Source organism: Citrobacter sp. R56 (assembly GCF_016811995.1).
Lineage (GTDB): Bacteria > Pseudomonadota > Gammaproteobacteria > Enterobacterales > Enterobacteriaceae > Citrobacter_D > Citrobacter_D enshiensis.
On the sequence record NZ_CP069159.1, the window covers coordinates 3,342,072 to 3,358,527 of the forward strand.

17 protein-coding genes are annotated in these 16,456 nt (G+C 54.1%); 11 read left to right on the top strand and 6 right to left on the bottom strand.

Features of this window, described 5'->3' with window-relative positions:
* Positions 1–505 precede the first annotated feature (505 nt).
* The 3 genes from folD to JM656_RS15830 all read left to right on the top strand — a co-directional run bounded on the left by folD (position 506) and on the right by JM656_RS15830 (position 2,238).
* On the top strand, positions 506–1,372 hold the full coding sequence (gene folD, locus JM656_RS15820) for a bifunctional methylenetetrahydrofolate dehydrogenase/methenyltetrahydrofolate cyclohydrolase FolD (protein WP_203358599.1): 867 nt from the start codon (positions 506–508) through the stop codon (positions 1,370–1,372).
* A 1-nt stretch (position 1,373) separates the two neighbouring features.
* On the top strand, positions 1,374–1,586 hold the full coding sequence (ybcJ, locus tag JM656_RS15825) for a ribosome-associated protein YbcJ (protein WP_192611451.1): 213 nt from the start codon (positions 1,374–1,376) through the stop codon (positions 1,584–1,586).
* Positions 1,587–1,716: 130 nt separating this feature from the next.
* Positions 1,717–2,238 (top strand): metal-dependent hydrolase, encoded by a 522-nt coding sequence (locus JM656_RS15830; protein WP_203358600.1) that lies wholly within the window; start codon positions 1,717–1,719, stop codon positions 2,236–2,238.
* A 72-nt stretch (positions 2,239–2,310) separates the two neighbouring features.
* Here the strand turns inward: JM656_RS15830 and cysS are convergent, their stop codons facing one another.
* Positions 2,311–3,696 carry a cysteine--tRNA ligase gene (gene cysS / locus JM656_RS15835; protein WP_203358601.1) on the bottom strand — a complete coding sequence of 462 codons (1,386 nt, stop codon included), beginning with the start codon at positions 3,694–3,696 and terminating at the stop codon, positions 2,311–2,313.
* A gap of 173 nt (positions 3,697–3,869) precedes the next feature.
* On the opposite strand from cysS, the gene ppiB reads away from it, so the two are divergent.
* The 5 genes from ppiB (at position 3,870) to mnmH (ending at position 7,962) form a co-directional block, all read left to right on the top strand.
* The gene (ppiB, locus tag JM656_RS15840; RefSeq protein ID WP_203358602.1) at positions 3,870–4,364 is read left to right on the top strand and encodes a peptidylprolyl isomerase B; all 495 of its coding nucleotides are present in this window, start codon (positions 3,870–3,872) and stop codon (positions 4,362–4,364) included.
* Positions 4,365–4,366: 2 nt separating this feature from the next.
* Positions 4,367–5,089, top strand: coding sequence for a UDP-2,3-diacylglucosamine diphosphatase (gene lpxH, locus JM656_RS15845; protein ID WP_203358603.1), 723 nt, complete (start codon positions 4,367–4,369; stop codon positions 5,087–5,089).
* 118 nt (positions 5,090–5,207) lie between these two features.
* Positions 5,208–5,717 (top strand): 5-(carboxyamino)imidazole ribonucleotide mutase, encoded by a 510-nt coding sequence (gene purE, locus JM656_RS15850; protein ID WP_203358604.1) that lies wholly within the window; start codon positions 5,208–5,210, stop codon positions 5,715–5,717.
* Entirely contained in the window at positions 5,714–6,781 is a 1,068-nt protein-coding gene (purK, locus tag JM656_RS15855) for a 5-(carboxyamino)imidazole ribonucleotide synthase (protein ID WP_203358605.1), read from the top strand. The genes purE and purK overlap by 4 nt, the downstream gene beginning before the upstream one ends.
* A 98-nt stretch (positions 6,782–6,879) precedes the next feature.
* Entirely contained in the window at positions 6,880–7,962 is a 1,083-nt protein-coding gene (gene mnmH, locus JM656_RS15860; protein WP_203358606.1) for a tRNA 2-selenouridine(34) synthase MnmH, read from the top strand.
* A 76-nt stretch (positions 7,963–8,038) separates the two neighbouring features.
* Here the strand turns inward: mnmH and JM656_RS15865 are convergent, their stop codons facing one another.
* The 3 genes from JM656_RS15865 to ybbA all read right to left on the bottom strand — a co-directional run bounded on the left by JM656_RS15865 (position 8,039) and on the right by ybbA (position 12,503).
* Entirely contained in the window at positions 8,039–9,172 is a 1,134-nt protein-coding gene (locus JM656_RS15865; RefSeq protein ID WP_203361306.1) for a porin, read from the bottom strand.
* A gap of 233 nt (positions 9,173–9,405) precedes the next feature.
* On the bottom strand, positions 9,406–11,820 hold the full coding sequence (gene ybbP, locus JM656_RS15870; protein WP_203358607.1) for a putative ABC transporter permease subunit YbbP: 2,415 nt from the start codon (positions 11,818–11,820) through the stop codon (positions 9,406–9,408).
* Positions 11,817–12,503 carry a putative ABC transporter ATP-binding protein YbbA gene (gene ybbA / locus JM656_RS15875; RefSeq protein ID WP_203358608.1) on the bottom strand — a complete coding sequence of 229 codons (687 nt, stop codon included), beginning with the start codon at positions 12,501–12,503 and terminating at the stop codon, positions 11,817–11,819. The genes ybbP and ybbA overlap by 4 nt, the downstream gene beginning before the upstream one ends.
* Between ybbA and tesA the strand changes: the two genes are divergently transcribed.
* Genes tesA through JM656_RS15890 form a run of 3 tightly spaced genes read left to right on the top strand, consistent with a single transcriptional unit; the run spans position 12,471 to position 14,811 of the window.
* Positions 12,471–13,097 (top strand): multifunctional acyl-CoA thioesterase I/protease I/lysophospholipase L1, encoded by a 627-nt coding sequence (gene tesA, locus JM656_RS15880; protein ID WP_203358609.1) that lies wholly within the window; start codon positions 12,471–12,473, stop codon positions 13,095–13,097. The two genes, ybbA and tesA, sit on opposite strands and share 33 nt — an antisense overlap.
* Before the next feature lie 28 nt (positions 13,098–13,125).
* Positions 13,126–13,896, top strand: a complete 771-nt coding sequence (locus JM656_RS15885) for an SDR family oxidoreductase (RefSeq protein WP_203358610.1) — start codon at positions 13,126–13,128, stop codon at positions 13,894–13,896.
* Between the two features lie 60 nt (positions 13,897–13,956).
* Complete coding sequence (locus JM656_RS15890; RefSeq protein WP_203358611.1) at positions 13,957–14,811, top strand: co-chaperone YbbN; 855 nt, start codon at positions 13,957–13,959, stop codon at positions 14,809–14,811.
* A gap of 75 nt (positions 14,812–14,886) precedes the next feature.
* Here JM656_RS15890 and fetB read toward each other — a convergent pair whose 3' ends face one another.
* The gene (gene fetB, locus JM656_RS15895; protein ID WP_203358612.1) at positions 14,887–15,666 is read right to left on the bottom strand and encodes an iron export ABC transporter permease subunit FetB; all 780 of its coding nucleotides are present in this window, start codon (positions 15,664–15,666) and stop codon (positions 14,887–14,889) included.
* The gene (fetA, locus tag JM656_RS15900) at positions 15,653–16,330 is read right to left on the bottom strand and encodes an iron ABC transporter ATP-binding protein FetA (RefSeq protein WP_203358613.1); all 678 of its coding nucleotides are present in this window, start codon (positions 16,328–16,330) and stop codon (positions 15,653–15,655) included. The genes fetB and fetA overlap by 14 nt, the downstream gene beginning before the upstream one ends.
* Between the last annotated feature and the right edge of the window lie 126 nt (positions 16,331–16,456).

Genomic DNA, 16,456 nt, shown 5'->3' on the forward strand with positions numbered 1-16,456 from the left:
AAAATGTCAGGCAAATTATCTCTGCATCCTGTAAAGATATATTCCGAAAGAGAATTAGCTAATCTTTCCTCCAACTCTCCTGAGTAGCAGATTCACTAATTAATCTTTACGAATATGACAATTCGTCACAGCGATAAATTAAACATTTCAATAAATGAAAAATACCCGCAAACCCTTTTATTGACCTAAGCCAATTCTTATTGGGATATAGGACGGTTCCAGGATGTTTTTATATAAAAAAGGGTTCTGGTGAAGATAACAGTCTGGTTTTTGGGGGATTCATTCGCAAAATGCCAGGGTGATGAATTGTTTCGACAAGGTTAAATTTAACTAGCCTGAGTACAAAAAATCACCGCCATTTTGCCGTGGAACCAGGCCAGAGCCTGAAGGCCAAACGGCCACGATCGCATCTAAAGACGCAAACGAAAACTGACAGCGCGCCTCGCTTCTGACAAAATAGTCACATCCCCTTTGACTTAACGTAACAGATGGAATCTTCTCTCTGATGGTAGCAAAGATTATTGACGGTAAAACGATTGCGCAGCAGGTGCGCTCTGAGGTTGCTCAAAAAGTTCAGGCACGTTTAGCGGCCGGACTTCGCGCCCCAGGACTGGCTGTTGTGCTGGTAGGTAGCAACCCGGCTTCGCAAATTTATGTCGCAAGCAAGCGTAAAGCCTGTGATGAGGTGGGGTTCGTCTCCCGCTCTTATGACCTGCCTGAAACCACCAGCGAGGCGGAACTGCTTGAGCTTATCGATACGCTTAATGCAGACAACACCATCGACGGTATTCTGGTGCAACTGCCGTTACCGGCGGGCATCGACAACGTCAAAGTGCTCGAGCGCATCGCGCCAGACAAAGACGTGGATGGCTTCCATCCGTACAACGTAGGTCGTTTGTGCCAGCGCGCACCACGTCTGCGTCCGTGTACTCCGCGCGGTATTGTTACCCTGCTTGAGCGTTACAATATCGATACCTACGGGCTGAATGCCGTGGTGATTGGCGCCTCCAATATCGTCGGTCGCCCGATGAGCATGGAACTGCTGCTGGCAGGCTGCACCACCACTGTCACTCACCGCTTTACCAAAAACCTGCGTCATCACGTCGAAAATGCCGACCTGCTGATCGTGGCCGTCGGCAAACCCGGATTTATTCCTGGCGAGTGGATAAAAGAAGGCGCCATCGTAATCGATGTCGGCATTAACCGTCTGGAAAATGGTAAAGTTGTCGGCGACGTCGTCTTTGACGATGCGGCGGCACGTGCATCATATATCACGCCAGTGCCGGGCGGCGTCGGTCCGATGACCGTCGCAACACTTATCGAAAACACGCTGCAGGCGTGTGTTGAATATCACGATCCACAAGGTAATTAATATGGCGAATTTTTCTTTAGGCAAGCATCCGCACGTGGAGCTGTGCGATTTGCTCAAACTGGAAGGCTGGTGTGAAAGCGGCGCCCAGGCGAAAATTGCCATTGCTGAAGGTTTAGTTAAGGTCGATGGCGCGGTGGAAACCCGTAAACGCTGCAAAATCGTCGCGGGACACACCGTGAGCTATGAAGGTCACAGCATTAACGTCGTCGCGTGATCTCAGCTGCCGGATAACGGTTAACCCCTTATCCGGCCAGTTCCCCCATCTTTCAGATAATTAACTTCATCGTCCCTTCACAGTAAACAGTAAACTGTTAGCATGTTGTTTTTCATACGAAGCGAACCTCATGCCAACCATTGTTACCCACGCCGCCGTTCCTCTTTGTCTTGGATTAGGCCTCGGCCTCAAGGTTATTCCCCCTCGCCTGCTGTTTGCCGGTATCGTGCTGGCGATGCTGCCCGATGCCGACGTACTGGCGTTTAAGTTTGGGATTGCCTACGGCAACGTATTTGGCCATCGTGGTTTTACCCACTCGCTATTATTTGCCTTTGTCGTGCCCTTTTTATTTGTACTGATCGGGCGACGATGGTTTAGGGCGGGGCTGGTTCGCTGTTGGCTGTTCCTGACGGTTTCACTGCTGTCGCACAGTTTGCTGGATTCAATCACCACCGGTGGAAAAGGCGTCGGCTGGTTGTGGCCGTGGTCTGACGAACGCTTCTTTGCCCCCTGGCAGGTGATCAAAGTCGCGCCGTTTGCGCTCTCACGCTATGCCACGCCTTACGGGCATCAGGTGATGCTGTCTGAGTTGATGTGGGTGTGGTTGCCGGGTGTGGTGGTGATGGGGATGCTGTGGTGGCGTAGACGTTAAAAAGCCGGGTGGCGGCTTCGCCTTACCCGGCCTACGGGCCGGACACGCATCAGCGCATCCGGCAATAGACGATTATTTACGACGCCAGGTGGTCCCTTGCGGGCCATCTTCCAGCACGATCCCCATCTCGTTCAGACGGTCACGCGCCGCATCTGCCGCCGCCCAGTCTTTCGCTTTACGGGCATCGAGACGCTGTTGAATCAACGCTTCAATCTCAGCAACTTCGCCATCGTCCGCCTGCGCGCCGCTTTGCAGGAACGCTTCTGGATCTTGTTCCAGCAGACCCAGCACGCCAGAGAGCTTACGCAGATGCGAGGCCATCGCGTTCGCCGCCGCCATATCTTCACCCTTCAGGCGATTCACTTCGCGCGCCATATCAAACAATACCGAGTAGGCTTCCGGCGTGTTGAAATCGTCGTTCATCGCCTCAACAAAACGCGCTTCAAACGCTTCGCCACCCGCAGGAGCAACGGATTTGTCCGTTCCGCGCAGCGCAGTGTAAAGACGTTCCAGCGCCGAACGCGCCTGTTTCAGGTTCTCTTCGCTGTAGTTCAGCTGGCTACGATAGTGGCCGGACATCAGGAAGTAGCGAATGGTTTCGGCGTCGTAGTATTTCAGGACGTCGCGCACGGTGAAGAAATTTCCCAGTGATTTAGACATTTTCTCGCGGTCAATCATCACCATGCCGGAGTGCATCCAGTAGTTCACGTACTCGCCGTCATGCGCGCAGGTGGACTGGGCGATTTCGTTTTCATGGTGCGGGAACATCAGGTCAGAACCGCCGCCGTGAATATCAAAATGGTTGCCCAACTGTTTGCAGTTCATCGCCGAACATTCGATATGCCAGCCCGGACGCCCTGCGCCCCACGGTGACGGCCAGCTCGGCTCGCCCTCTTTGGACATCTTCCACAACACGAAGTCCATCGGGTTGCGTTTCACGTCAACGACGTCCACACGAGCGCCTGCCTGGAGTTGGTCGAGATCCTGGCGTGACAGCAGGCCATAGTTCGGGTCCGTCGGGACATCAAACATCACGTCGCCGTTGTCTGCAACATAGGCGTGGCCTTTGGCAATCAACTGTTCAGTAATTTCAATGATTTCGTGGATATGGTGCGTTGCGCGCGGTTCGAGGTCCGGGCGCAAAATGTTTAACGCATCAAAATCGTTGTGCATCTCGGCAATCATGCGATCGACCAGCGCCACAAAATTTTCACCGTTTTCATTGGCGCGTTTGATGATTTTGTCATCGATATCGGTAATGTTACGCACGTATTTCAGTTTGTAGCCGAGGAAATGCAGGTAGCGCGCCACCACATCGAAGGCAACAAATGTACGTCCGTGACCAATATGACAGAGATCGTAAACGGTAATACCACACACGTACATGCCGACTTCCCCGGCATGAATAGGCTTAAATTCCTCTTTCTGGCGCGTCAGTGTATTAAAGATTTTTAACATCGAAGATTCCGTATAGACGTGTGTGGATAATAAAGTCTGTATAATACCCATAATTCAGACTGGAATCAGCACACATTGCAAGATGATCCCGTCTTACGGTTATGCTATAACACCCCACTATCTGTGACCCAGCGTTGGGTCGAAGCACCACTATATCGGAACAGGATGCAAAAATGGTTACTTTCCACACTAATCACGGCGATATCGTAATCAAAACCTTTGATGACAAAGCGCCTGAAACAGTTAAAAACTTCCTGGACTACTGCCGCGAAGGTTTTTATAACAACACCATTTTCCACCGTGTCATTAACGGTTTTATGATTCAGGGCGGCGGTTTTGAACCGGGCATGAAGCAAAAAGACACCAAAGAGGCTATCAAAAACGAAGCCAACAACGGTCTGAAAAACACCCGTGGTACGCTGGCAATGGCACGTACTCAGGCTCCGCACTCCGCAACTGCCCAGTTCTTTATCAACGTGGTCGACAACGACTTCCTGAACTTCTCTGCTGAAAGCATGCAGGGCTGGGGCTACTGCGTATTCGCTGAAGTTGTTGAAGGCATGGACGTTGTAGACAAAATCAAAGCGGTGTCCACCGGTCGCAGCGGCATGCATCAGGACGTACCAAAAGAAGACGTCATCGTCGAAAACGTGACCGTCAGCGAGTAATCGTGGCGACACTGTTTATTGCAGATCTTCACCTCTGCACAGAAGAACCGGCGATCACCGCCGGTTTTCTGCGTTTTTTAGCCGGTGAAGCGCGTCAGGCAGACGCACTGTACATTTTGGGCGATCTTTTCGAAGCTTGGATAGGCGACGACGATCCCAATCCCCTGCACCGCGAAATAGCCGCGGCGATTAAAGCGGTGGTCGATTTCGGCGTGCCCTGTTTTTTCATTCACGGCAACCGCGACTTTCTGCTCGGAAAACGTTTTGCCCGTGAAAGCGGCATGACCCTGCTACCGCAGGAAAAGGTACCTGACCTGTATGGCCGACGCGTGTTGATCATGCATGGCGATACCTTGTGTACCGACGATGTCGGTTACCAGGCGTTTCGCGCCAAAGTGCACAAACCCTGGCTGCAAACGCTGTTTCTTGCCCTGCCGCTGTTTATTCGTAGCCGCATTGCCGCCAAAATGCGGGCTGGCAGCAAATCCGCCAACAGCAGTAAATCACTGGAAATTATGGATGTTAATCAGCAGGCCGTGGTGGCTGAGATGGAAAAACATCAGGTTCAGTGGTTGGTTCACGGTCATACCCATCGCCCGGCGGTGCATGAACTCACTATTAACGGAAAACCTGCTTTTCGTGTCGTTTTAGGTGCCTGGCACCACGAAGGCTCGATGGTAAAAGTCACGCCAGACAACGTTGAACTGATCGCCTTCCCGTTTTAAATTCTCTCAGCCATTTGCCGCAACTTTAACCGCGCAACCGTTTTCCTTGCCGGATTATCATGCTATTCTCTGTGGCCTCAAAAGCAGTGTGTCCCGCACCACAGGAGTTTTCAGACGCATGTCTTCCCGCAATAATCCGGCGCGTGTCGCCATCGTGATGGGGTCCAAAAGCGACTGGGCTACCATGCAGTTTGCCGCCGAAATCTTTGAAATCCTGAACGTTCCACACCACGTTGAAGTTATTTCCGCTCACCGCACCCCCGACAAATTGTTCAGCTTCGCCGAAAGCGCCGAAGAGAACGGTTATCAGGTGATTATTGCCGGTGCTGGCGGTGCCGCACATTTGCCGGGCATGATTGCGGCGAAGACGCTGGTGCCCGTACTGGGCGTTCCGGTGCAGAGCGCGGCGCTGAGCGGCGTTGACAGCCTCTACTCTATTGTTCAGATGCCACGCGGTATTCCGGTCGGTACACTGGCGATTGGTAAAGCGGGCGCGGCGAACGCAGCACTGCTGGCAGCACAAATTCTGGCGACCCATGACAGCGCGTTGCATCAGCGCCTGAATGACTGGCGTAAAGCACAAACGGATGAGGTGCTGGAGAATCCAGATCCGCGGGGTGCGGCATGAAGCAGGTCTGCGTGCTGGGCAACGGCCAGTTAGGGCGGATGCTGCGCCAGGCCGGCGAACCGTTAGGGATAGCCGTCTGGCCAGTGGGACTGGACGCCGAACCTGCCGCCGTTCCTTTTCAGCAAAGCGTAATTACCGCAGAAATTGAGCGCTGGCCAGAAACCGCGTTGACCCGCGAACTGGCGCGCCACCCGGCCTTTGTCAACCGCGATGTATTCCCAATCATCGCCGACCGCCTCACGCAAAAGCAGCTTTTTGACAAACTCTCCCTTGCCACCGCACCGTGGCAACTGCTGGCCGCCAGCGACGAATGGCCGCACATTTTCGAACGCTTAGGCGAACTGGCGATTGTCAAACGCCGCGTCGGGGGTTATGACGGTCGCGGACAGTGGCGCTTGCGCAATGATGAAACTGACCAACTCCCGAATGACTGCTACGGCGAGTGCATTGTCGAGCAGGGGATTAACTTCTCCGGGGAAGTCTCCTTAGTTGGCGCACGCGGGCACGACAGCAGCACCGTATTTTATCCGCTGACGCACAACCTGCATCAGGACGGAATTCTGCGCACCAGCGTGGCGTTCCCGCAGGCTAACACCCGATTGCAGGAACAGGCAGAAGCCATGCTTTCCGCCATCATGCAGGAGTTGGGTTACGTCGGCGTGATGGCGATGGAGTGTTTTATCACCTCGGAAGGACTGCTGATCAACGAACTGGCCCCGCGCGTGCATAACAGCGGACACTGGACGCAAAACGGTGCCAGCATCAGTCAGTTCGAGCTGCACCTGCGCGCCATTACGGGACTGCCATTACCGACGCCGGTGGTGAACAGCCCATCGGTGATGGTGAATTTGATTGGCAGTCCTTTGAATTATGACTGGCTGAAATTGCCGTTAGTGCATCTGCACTGGTACGACAAAGAGGTTCGCCCGGGGCGTAAGGTGGGTCACCTGAACCTGACCGACAGCGACACCGCGCGCCTTAACGCCACGCTGGAAGCACTGGCGCCATTACTGCCGCCAGACTACGCCAGCGGCATCATTTGGGCGCAAAGTAAGCTCATATAACCCAGAAAAATGCCGGGAAATCGAACTTATCCTTTCCCGGCCCCTCTCTCAGCGCGTAAAATCCTGCCCATTGCTGTTTTGTTTTATCAGGATCTCCCATGAACGATGGAACGGATTATCGCGCGATCCTCACTGCCGATACGCCTTTAATCGATGTACGCGCCCCAGGCGAATTCACCCAGGGCGCCATGCCCGCAGCCATTAACCTGCCCTTGATGAATGATGAAGAGCGCGCCGCCGTCGGTACCTGCTACAAGCGCCAGGGACCAGAGGCCGCACTCAAGCTTGGGCATCAACTGGTGTCCGGCGAGCTTCGCCAACAGCGGCTGGATGGCTGGCGAGAAGCGTGTCAACAACGGCCCACCGGCTATCTTTGCTGCGCGCGCGGCGGTCAACGCTCGCACATTGTTCAGCAGTGGCTGCGCGAGTCGGGCATTGACTACCCGCTTATCAAGGGCGGCTATAAAGCGTTACGCCAGTCTGCCATCCGCCTCACCGAAGAACTGGTGCAAAAGCCCATCATCTTAATTGGCGGCTGTACCGGCAGCGGCAAGACGCAACTGGTACAACAGCAGCCCAACGGGATCGATCTCGAAGGGCTGGCGCACCATCGCGGCTCCTCATTTGGCCGCACGCTGTTGCCGCAACTCAGTCAGGCCAGTTTTGAAAACCTGCTGGCAAGTGAGTTGCTCAAGGTCGATGCGCACCAGGCGCCGCGCTCCTGGGTGCTGGAGGACGAAGGCCGGATGATTGGCTCGAACCATCTGCCGGAATGTTTGCGTGAGCGTATGGCACAGGCGGTTATTGCGGTGGTCAACGATCCCTTTGAGTTGCGTCTGGAACGGCTGCGTGAAGAGTATTTCGTGCGTATGCACCATGACTTTACTCACGCATATGGTGAAGCGCGCGGCTGGCAGGAATACAGCGAGTATTTGCACCACGGGCTGTCAGCCATTCAGCGTCGGCTGGGCCTGCAACGATTTAAAGAATTGACCACCGCGCTCGATATTGCCCTAGCTGAACAGCAGAGCACCGGCAGCACCGAGGCGCATTTCAGTTGGCTGGTTCCGCTACTGGAAGAGTATTACGACCCGATGTATCGCTATCAGCTCGAAAAGAAAGCAGAGAAAATTGTTTTTCGCGGCACGTTTGATGACGTCGGAGAGTGGCTGAGTCGTTAAAAAATGCCGGATGGTAGCAATGGCCTTATCCGGCATATATTTTGTAGGCCCGGTAACACCGGGCACAGTGTCAGACTTAGAAGTCGTAACGCAGACGCACCAGGTTCATATCACCCAGGTCGTCGGTGCTGGAGGTAAAGACGTGTTCGTAATCAACACGGAAACCATAATCCAGCTGGAAGCTGATCCCCACGCCGTTGTCGGTACGCAGATAATCACGACCATTCACGTATTCAATACGATCGCCCATAAAGTAAGGCTGGATGGATTTCACCGCATACTGGCCAATCGGGAATTTATAGCCCGCAAAGTATTCCAGACCCCAGGCATCACCAGCAAAGTAATCATTAACAGACACTTTTTTGGTGGTCATAAAGTTCTGATACCAACCGCCGCCCATGGAGAACGTCCAGTTGTCAGGCGTCCAGCTTAAGGCCGTACCGACGATGTTCTGGTCGTAGGTTTTGCTGTCGTTGCCGCGCATCTCCGCACGGGTGTAGTTCCACGCCGTACCCCAGGTCAGATCGTCAGTGATGTGATAATCCGCACCCAGAGAGCCGCCGCCTTTACGTTTGTATTTCAGGCCATTGTTCGGGTTGTAATCGTCACTGAACAGATAAGAGGCGTAGAGATCAACATCCCCTACCGTTTTCTTATATTTTAGCGATTTACGGGTGCGGTACGAACCATCGTAGTCGCCGTTAATCCCGTTACCTGGCGCCTGACCGATCATGTCGTAGTCCCAGATATCGGTTTTCGCCCCGACCACATCATAGTAAATACTGTTCTGTTGACCGAAGGTCAGCGTACCCCAGGTATCACTTTTCAGACCGGTGTACAGCATACGACGGGTCGTGTCGTGAGCACCATCCGCGTAGTGGTTGTCCCAGTTGAACATCGCCGGGAAGTTCACACCCAGCTCGTAGTAGCTGACCCAGCTAATGTCATCAAACAGGTAGTAATCGGCGGCGAAACGGAAACGTGTACCGCCGTCAAACCCATTACGCTTATACCCATTTGCACCGTCATCGCCAGCCATATTCTGGAACTGCGGACGGATACTCCCGCCAACGGTGAAGTTGAGACGGCTCAGAGGATCACCCGCCTGAGGATCCTGTTTCAGAACCGTGATTTCCGCCTGAGAGGCGAAAGACGTCAATGCCACTGCTGCGCCGATCGATGCCGCCAGCGCTGTAGTTTTTATAGTCATCATTGTTCCTTGATAGATTTACCCTGAAAAATTCACGCGTCGCCAGGCGACATGAATTCTGACGGGGATAGCCTGCTAATTATTCAGCAGGTGAATATTAACTTTTATTGATACTGCTGTGTTGGCGGGTTTTTAATGATTTGTGCTACTAAATATCAAGGGATTATCAATTTGTGCCACATAATGGGTACGCGCCAGTATAAAAACCGGCGCGTAATCATCACGTGTATGAATTAATTACTGAATTGACGGAACAGCGCTTTACCTTTCAAAAGACGAACGCCCAGCCATCCGCCGCAAACGGAGAGTAACAGTGCGCCACAAAAGGGCAGCACAATCCACAGTCGCCAGTCCGGCTCCCACGGGAAGTCAAAAACGCGTGTTTGCAACACGGCCAGCGCCGTTTCAGCGCCAATGGCCGCTACCAGCCCGGAAACCAGCCCCAGCATGGCAAACTCGCACCACAGCGTGGTACGCAGCAGTTTTTTACCCGCACCCAGCGTTCGCCAGACCACCAGCTCCTGATGACGCTGGCGCATGCCAACCTGCACCTGCGCCAGTAACAGCAGCATGCCGCAGGCGGTCACCAGAACCACCATCACCTCCAGCGCCCGGCTCACCTGATCCAGTACCTGGGCCACCTGTTTCAGGATCGCGCCAATATCCAGCAGACTGACCGTAGGAAACTCGCGGTTCAACTGCGTCAGCATGCCATTGCCGTTCTCCCAGCGGAAACTGGTGAGCCAGCTTTGTGGCTGCCCATCCAGCGCGCCAGAGGGAAAAATAAAGAAGAAGTTGGGGCGCAGGCTTTCCCAGTCCACCCGGCGCAAACTGGTGACTTTCGCGCTGAACTCCTGGGTATCACCCATAAAGGTCACGGTATCCCCGAGACTGATATTCAGGCGTTTCGCCAGCCCCTCTTCGATCGAGACTTCCCCGGCGTTTGGCGGCCAGTTTCCGGCCGTGATCGGATTATGGTTTGGGCGAGTATCCTGCCAGGTCAGATTCAGTTCGCGGTTAAGCGCTTCATCCTGATTCCCCTCCGTGGGTTTCCCGTTAATCGCCGTCAGTCGCGCCCGCACGATCGGGTAGAACGCTTCGGGGATCACCTGATGCTCCGAGAGAAACGCTTTCAGCGGCGTCACTTGTTCCGTCGCAATGTTAATCAGAAAGTAATTTGGACTTTCCGGCGGCATTTGTTGCTGCCAGCGATCAAGTAAATCGCCGCGCAGCACCAGCAGTAGCGCCAGTAGCATGAAGGAGAGCGAAAACGCGGAGAGCTGGCTCAGCGTGGACCAGGGCTGGCGCAGCAGTCGACTCACCGCTAAGCGTAACGGCAACGAGGTTAATGTCAGGCCACGCAGGACATTCAGCAACATCCAGCCTAATACCCCGCACAAGAACGCTAGCACCACCGCGCCCGCCAGAACCGCCCACAGCAGCATGCTACCGCCCATTAACCCGGCAAGCAGAGCGACGACCACTATGCTCACGACCGGAAGATAGATTTTCAGCGGCCAGACGTTCGCCACCACATCTCGGCGTAACACCCGCAGCGGCTGTGTCGCTAACAGCAGTCGGTAGGGACGTAGCCCGACCAACAGAGAAATCACGGTCATCGTCCCCAGCGCCCAAAGCCACGGCCAGGGACTGGCTGGGGGTAACTCAGCAGGCAACACGGGTCTGAGCAATATCATCAGCACTTTCTCGAACAGCAACCCAACGCCACCGCCCGTGACCGCAGAAAGCGCCAGCACCATTAACCACTGACCGATGATCAGCTTACGCAATTGCGCGCGACCGGCCCCCAGCGTTTTGAGGATGGCGACCAGATCGTAGCGGCTACGACAGTAATGGCTCATCGCAACGGCAACGGCAGCCACCGCCAACAACAGCGTTAACAGCGCCGAAAGCAGCAGGAATTGTTGCGAGCGTTCCAGCGATTTACCCAGCGCCCCGTCGTCCTGCTCCAGTCCGTACCAGCGATGCTCTGGCTTAAGCTGCGGCAGCAGCCATTTTTCATAACCGTCGAGCTGCTGCGCCGTTCCACCAAATTTATAGCGCCACGTGACGCGACTCCCCGGCTGAACCGCCCCCGTTTTTTCCACATCGGCGATATTCATCATCAGCCGCGGTGCCATCTGGAAAGGGTTAAAACCAGAATCCGGCTCCTGAACCACCTCCCCGGCAATGCGCAGCGTTGCGTCACCGACATCAAGGGTGTCGCCGATTTTCAGATTGAGTAGCGCCATCAGGCGCGGAGCCAGCAGTACAAAACCGGGTTGTGGTTTTAACCCAGGCGGATCGGTTTGCAGTTCGCCGTACATCGGATAGACGCTGTCCACGGCTTTGACATTCGCCAGTTGCGGCGTATCGCCCGCAAAGGTCATGGTGGCGAACGTCAGTTGTTCCCCCACCTTCAGCCCGCGTTTGCGCGCTTGCTCAATCCACGCCTGCGGCACCTCGCGAGAACTGCGTAGCGCCCTGTCTCCCGCCATAAACTCGCGACTTTGCTGGCTGAGTCCCTTTTCCATGCGATCGCTGACCTTGCCAAGCGCCAGCACACACGCCACCGCCAGGCTCAGCGCCAGCCAGACAATCAGTAATGACGGGGAGCGCCATTCGCGCCAGAACCAGCGTGCAATCATGCCTCCTCCTGCAACTGCCCATTGACCAGCCGCAGACGCCTGTCGCAGCGTGCCGCCAGTTGCGGATCGTGCGTCACCAGAATCAGCGTCGTGCCATGTTCGCGGTTGAGTGAGAACAACAAATCGGCAATCTTATCGCCGGTTTGTCGGTCGAGATTACCTGTTGGCTCGTCGGCAAACAGCACGTCCGGACGACCATTGAAGGCCCGCGCCAGCGCCACGCGCTGTTGTTCACCGCCGGAAAGCTGCGCCGGAAGGTGGTCCAGTCGCTTTCCCAATCCTAGCTGTTCGAGTAGCGCTTTCGCCCCTGCGCGACTTTGACCGCTGTTCTCACCGCGCAGCAACGCGGGCAGCTCGACGTTTTCCAGCGCATTCAGCGTGGGGATCAGCATAAAGGACTGAAAAACAAAGCCGACATGCTGTGCGCGTAGTTGCGCCCGCGCTTCTTCGTCCATCGCGTGCAATGGTTTGCCTACAAGACTCACCTCGCCGCTGCTGCCGTCATCGAGGCCTGCCAGAATCGCCAGTAAGGTGGATTTCCCCGACCCCGACTCACCAATCAGCGCAAGGGTATCGCCGCGTTTGACAACCAGTTCAACTCCGGTAAGGATGGAAAGCTCATGCTCCCCCTGACCGACGGACTTCTTAAGATGATGAACTTCAACAATGTTTTCCGCTGGCATCTGCCCTTCCTGTTCCTGATTCTGTTAACCTTCCGCGCCGCCGCAGCGGATACGTTACTGATTCTGGGCGACAGCCTGAGCGCCGGATACCGCATGTCGGCCAATGCCGCCTGGCCGGCGCTCCTGCATGATAAATGGCAGACCAAAACAACGGTGGTCAACGCCAGTATCAGTGGTGATACCTCGCAACAAGCGCTGGCGCGCCTGCCCGGGTTACTACAACAACATCAACCCCGTTGGGTGCTGGTAGAACTGGGCGGTAATGACGGTTTACGCGGGTTCCAGCCTCAGCAAACGGAGCAAACGCTGCGTAAATTATTGCAAGACGTCAAAGCCGCAAACGCCAAACCGCTGCTGATGCAAATACGTCTGCCCGCAAACTACGGTCGTCGGTATAATGAAACCTTTAGCGCCATCTATCCCAGACTTGCCAGAGAGTTCGATATTCCACTCCTGCCCTTTTTTATGGAAGAGGTTTATCTGAAACCCCAATGGATGCAGGACGACGGCATTCACCCTAATCGCGACGCTCAACCGTTTATCGCCGACTGGATGGCGAAACAATTGACGCCATTAGTTAACCACGACTCGTAAATCAACGGAGATCCTGACAGGTAAAGTTATGCAAAAATCGGTCTTAATAACAGGATGTTCCAGTGGAATCGGTCTGGAAAGCGCCCTGGAACTCAAGCGCCAGGGTTTCCAAATCCTGGCGGGCTGCCGCAAACCCGAAGACGTCGCTCGCATGAACAGTATGGGCTTCACCGGTGTTCTGCTGGATCTGGACTCCCCCGAAAGCGTGGATTGCGCCGCCCAGGAAGTGCTCGCCCTGACCGATAATTGTTTGTATGGGATCTTTAATAATGCCGGTTATGGCGTTTATGGCCCGCTCTCAACCATCAGCCGTGAGCAGATGGAACAGCAGTTTTCCACCAATTTCTTCGGCGCACATCAGCTCACCATGCGTCTGCTGCCCGCGATGTTGCCCCACCGCGAAGGGCGCATTGTCATGACCTCCTCGGTGATGGGACTGATTTCCACGCCGGGTCGCGGCGCTTACGCGGCCAGCAAATACGCGCTGGAGGCCTGGTCAGACGCGCTGCGTATGGAACTGCGCCACACGGGGATCAAAGTCAGTCTGATCGAACCCGGCCCCATTCGCACCCGCTTCACAGAAAATGTTAACCAGACGCAAAATGACCAACCGGTAGAAAACCCCGGTATCGCCGCACGTTTTACGCTGGGGCCGGAGGCCGTTGTCGCCAAAGTGCGCCACGCGTTTGAAAGCGATAAACCGAAATTACGCTACCCCGTTACGATGGTGACGTGGGCCGTCATGCTACTTAAACGCCTGCTGCCAGGGCGCATAATGGACAAAATTTTACAGGGGTGAGTTGAAGCGCGCATCTCAGCCCCCATGTAAAAGGAAATATAGACAAAAGAGAGCGACTCCATGTCCGTACAGAATATTGTTAACATTAACGAATCCAATTTGCAGCAGACCCTTGAACAGTCAATGACCACCCCGGTCCTGTTCTATTTCTGGTCTGAGCGTAGTCAGCACTGCCTGCAACTGACGCCTGTGCTGGAAAGCCTGGTTGCGCAATACAACGGTCAGTTTATTCTGGCGAAACTGGACTGTGACGCGGAACAGATGATCGCCTCCCAGTTTGGTCTGCGCGCCATCCCAACCGTGTATCTGTTCCAGAACGGTCAACCGGTAGATGGTTTCCAGGGACCACAGCCAGAAGAAGTCATCCGCGCGCTGCTCGACAAAGTCCTGCCACGTGAAGAAGAGCTGAAAGCGCAGCAGGCAATACAGCTGATGCAGGAAGGCAACTACGCAGAGGCGCTGCCGCTGCTGAAAGACGCCTGGCAGCTCTCCAGCCAGAACAGCGAAATCGGTCTGCTGCTGGCGGAAACGCAAATTGCCCTCAACCGCTCTGAAGATGCCGAAGCGGTATTGAAGACCGTGCCATTGCAGGATCAGGACACCCGTTATCAGGGTCTGGTCGCACAAATTGAACTGCTGAAACAGGCAGCGGACACCCCGGAAATTCAGCATTTGCAGCAACAAGTTGCAGAACACCCGCAGGATGCCGCGCTGGCCGCGCAACTGGCGCTACAGTTGCATCAGGTAGGTCGTAATGAAGAAGCGCTGGAGCTGTTGTTCAGCCATCTGAAGAAAGATCTCTCTGCCGCTGAAGGTCAGGCCCGTAAAACGTTTCAGGAAATTCTCGCAGCGCTGGGGACTGGCGACGCGCTGGCCTCAAAGTACCGCCGCCAGCTGTATGCCCTACTCTATTGATTGATGTCGGATGGCGCTATCGCTTATCCGGCCTACAGGATTATGCCTGTCTGTAGGCCGCCATCCGCTAAACCATCACGACTTCTTCAGTTGCGCCACCACCAGCTGGTGGCGCGAATTGTAAAACTTCCGGTAGGTTAAATAGCAGGCGATAATGGTCGACAGGCTGGCTGTTGAGAGCAGCATAAAGGTCACCATTATCTGATATTTAATCGCTTTCACCGGGTCAATACCGGCAAAAATAAGCCCCGACATCATCCCCGGTAAACTCACCAGGCCCACCGTTTTCGCCGAATCTATGGTCGGAATAAGCGACGCGCGAATGCTGTCGCGGATAAGTCCGGCAGACGCCATTTTCGGCGTTGCGCCCAGGCTTAGTTTTTCCTGAATCTGCTGATGTTCGCCAGTGAATCGCTGGCCGAGATTGTTGTAGCACAGACCGACGGCCACCATCGCGTTCCCCGCAATCATGCCGGAAATGGGGATCACCTGCATGGGTACAAATTCAATGGAGCCAGAAAGCACTAATACCGCCAGCGTTAATCCCGCGCCGGACGTAATAGCGATAAACGATGAGATAAAGGCTTTGTCGATATATTTACTGCGTTTTTGCGCGTTATACGCCGCATTAAAACAGATGAATAACACCATCAAAATGGTCAAAACGGCATGATTAACGCCGAATATGTATTTTAAGACATACCCCACAATAACAAGCTGGACCACCGCCCGGCAGATACTCCAGAGAATCTCTTTCTCCAGCGCCAGTTTTTCTTTGTGGCTAATCATTATCGCCACCACTATCAGCATCATCGCGAATGCCAGAGATTCATTAGTAATATTATGCTCGTTCATAGGTTGCCTCCTGCATTTCTCCGGCATGAGGCTGGAGTGTGATCACTTTATCCGCATGGTTTATTTCATCTTTATCGTGAGTGACCCATAACACGCCGATATTTTTATCGCGGACATAATGATGGATAAGATCGTTCACATTGCGTTTATTACTCTCATCCAACGCGCTGGTAATTTCATCCAGCAGCAGTATTTTAGGCAGAAACTGTAAGTTGCGGATTAAGGCGATCCGTTGTTTCTCACCACCCGAAAGTTCAGTAATACTCTTGGTCAGGATCTCTTGCGGTAATTCAACGCGCGCCAGATCGGCGGCAAATGCGTCAGGATCTGGACGTTGATGGCGGATCTGCCACGGGAAAATCAGATTATCGTAAACCGTGTCGCCAAATAGCGCGGGCGTCTGGGCGCAATAAGAGACTTGCTGGCGATAGTGTTCGGGATTCAGGTTTGTTATCTCCTCCCCGGCATACACGATCTCGCCGTGGCTTGGGCTTATCAGCGATGCTACAATTTTTAGCAGCGTGCTCTTACCACATCCTGAAGGGCCGGTAATCAGCTTAAACTCCCCCACCCTAAGATTAAAACTGATGTTATTCAGAATGTTGGTAGCCCCATCCTGGTATCCCACCCTTTTTAGCTGGAGCAAAATGCTTTCTTCTTTCATTACACATCCGTTTTTCATGTTTCTGGCAAAAATGTAGTGTATCCCTCTAATGACCAGGAGGTAACTCACTATGATTAATCAGGTATAATTGATTAACAGAGACAATAAAAATCGTTTTTGACATGG

Coding starts and splice junctions, on each gene's coding strand:
- JM656_RS15890 (WP_203358611.1), top strand. CDS start 13,957: ATGTCCGTACAGAATATTGTTAACATTAACGAATCCAATTTGCAGCAG.
- JM656_RS15830 (WP_203358600.1), top strand. CDS start 1,717: ATGCCAACCATTGTTACCCACGCCGCCGTTCCTCTTTGTCTTGGATTA.
- JM656_RS15885 (WP_203358610.1), top strand. CDS start 13,126: ATGCAAAAATCGGTCTTAATAACAGGATGTTCCAGTGGAATCGGTCTG.
- fetA (WP_203358613.1), bottom strand. CDS start 16,330: ATGAAAGAAGAAAGCATTTTGCTCCAGCTAAAAAGGGTGGGATACCAG.
- mnmH (WP_203358606.1), top strand. CDS start 6,880: ATGAACGATGGAACGGATTATCGCGCGATCCTCACTGCCGATACGCCT.
- tesA (WP_203358609.1), top strand. CDS start 12,471: ATGATGAACTTCAACAATGTTTTCCGCTGGCATCTGCCCTTCCTGTTC.
- ppiB (WP_203358602.1), top strand. CDS start 3,870: ATGGTTACTTTCCACACTAATCACGGCGATATCGTAATCAAAACCTTT.
- ybbA (WP_203358608.1), bottom strand. CDS start 12,503: ATGCCAGCGGAAAACATTGTTGAAGTTCATCATCTTAAGAAGTCCGTC.
- fetB (WP_203358612.1), bottom strand. CDS start 15,666: ATGAACGAGCATAATATTACTAATGAATCTCTGGCATTCGCGATGATG.
- folD (WP_203358599.1), top strand. CDS start 506: ATGGTAGCAAAGATTATTGACGGTAAAACGATTGCGCAGCAGGTGCGC.
- ybbP (WP_203358607.1), bottom strand. CDS start 11,820: ATGATTGCACGCTGGTTCTGGCGCGAATGGCGCTCCCCGTCATTACTG.
- purK (WP_203358605.1), top strand. CDS start 5,714: ATGAAGCAGGTCTGCGTGCTGGGCAACGGCCAGTTAGGGCGGATGCTG.
- JM656_RS15865 (WP_203361306.1), bottom strand. CDS start 9,172: ATGACTATAAAAACTACAGCGCTGGCGGCATCGATCGGCGCAGCAGTG.
- purE (WP_203358604.1), top strand. CDS start 5,208: ATGTCTTCCCGCAATAATCCGGCGCGTGTCGCCATCGTGATGGGGTCC.
- ybcJ (WP_192611451.1), top strand. CDS start 1,374: ATGGCGAATTTTTCTTTAGGCAAGCATCCGCACGTGGAGCTGTGCGAT.
- cysS (WP_203358601.1), bottom strand. CDS start 3,696: ATGTTAAAAATCTTTAATACACTGACGCGCCAGAAAGAGGAATTTAAG.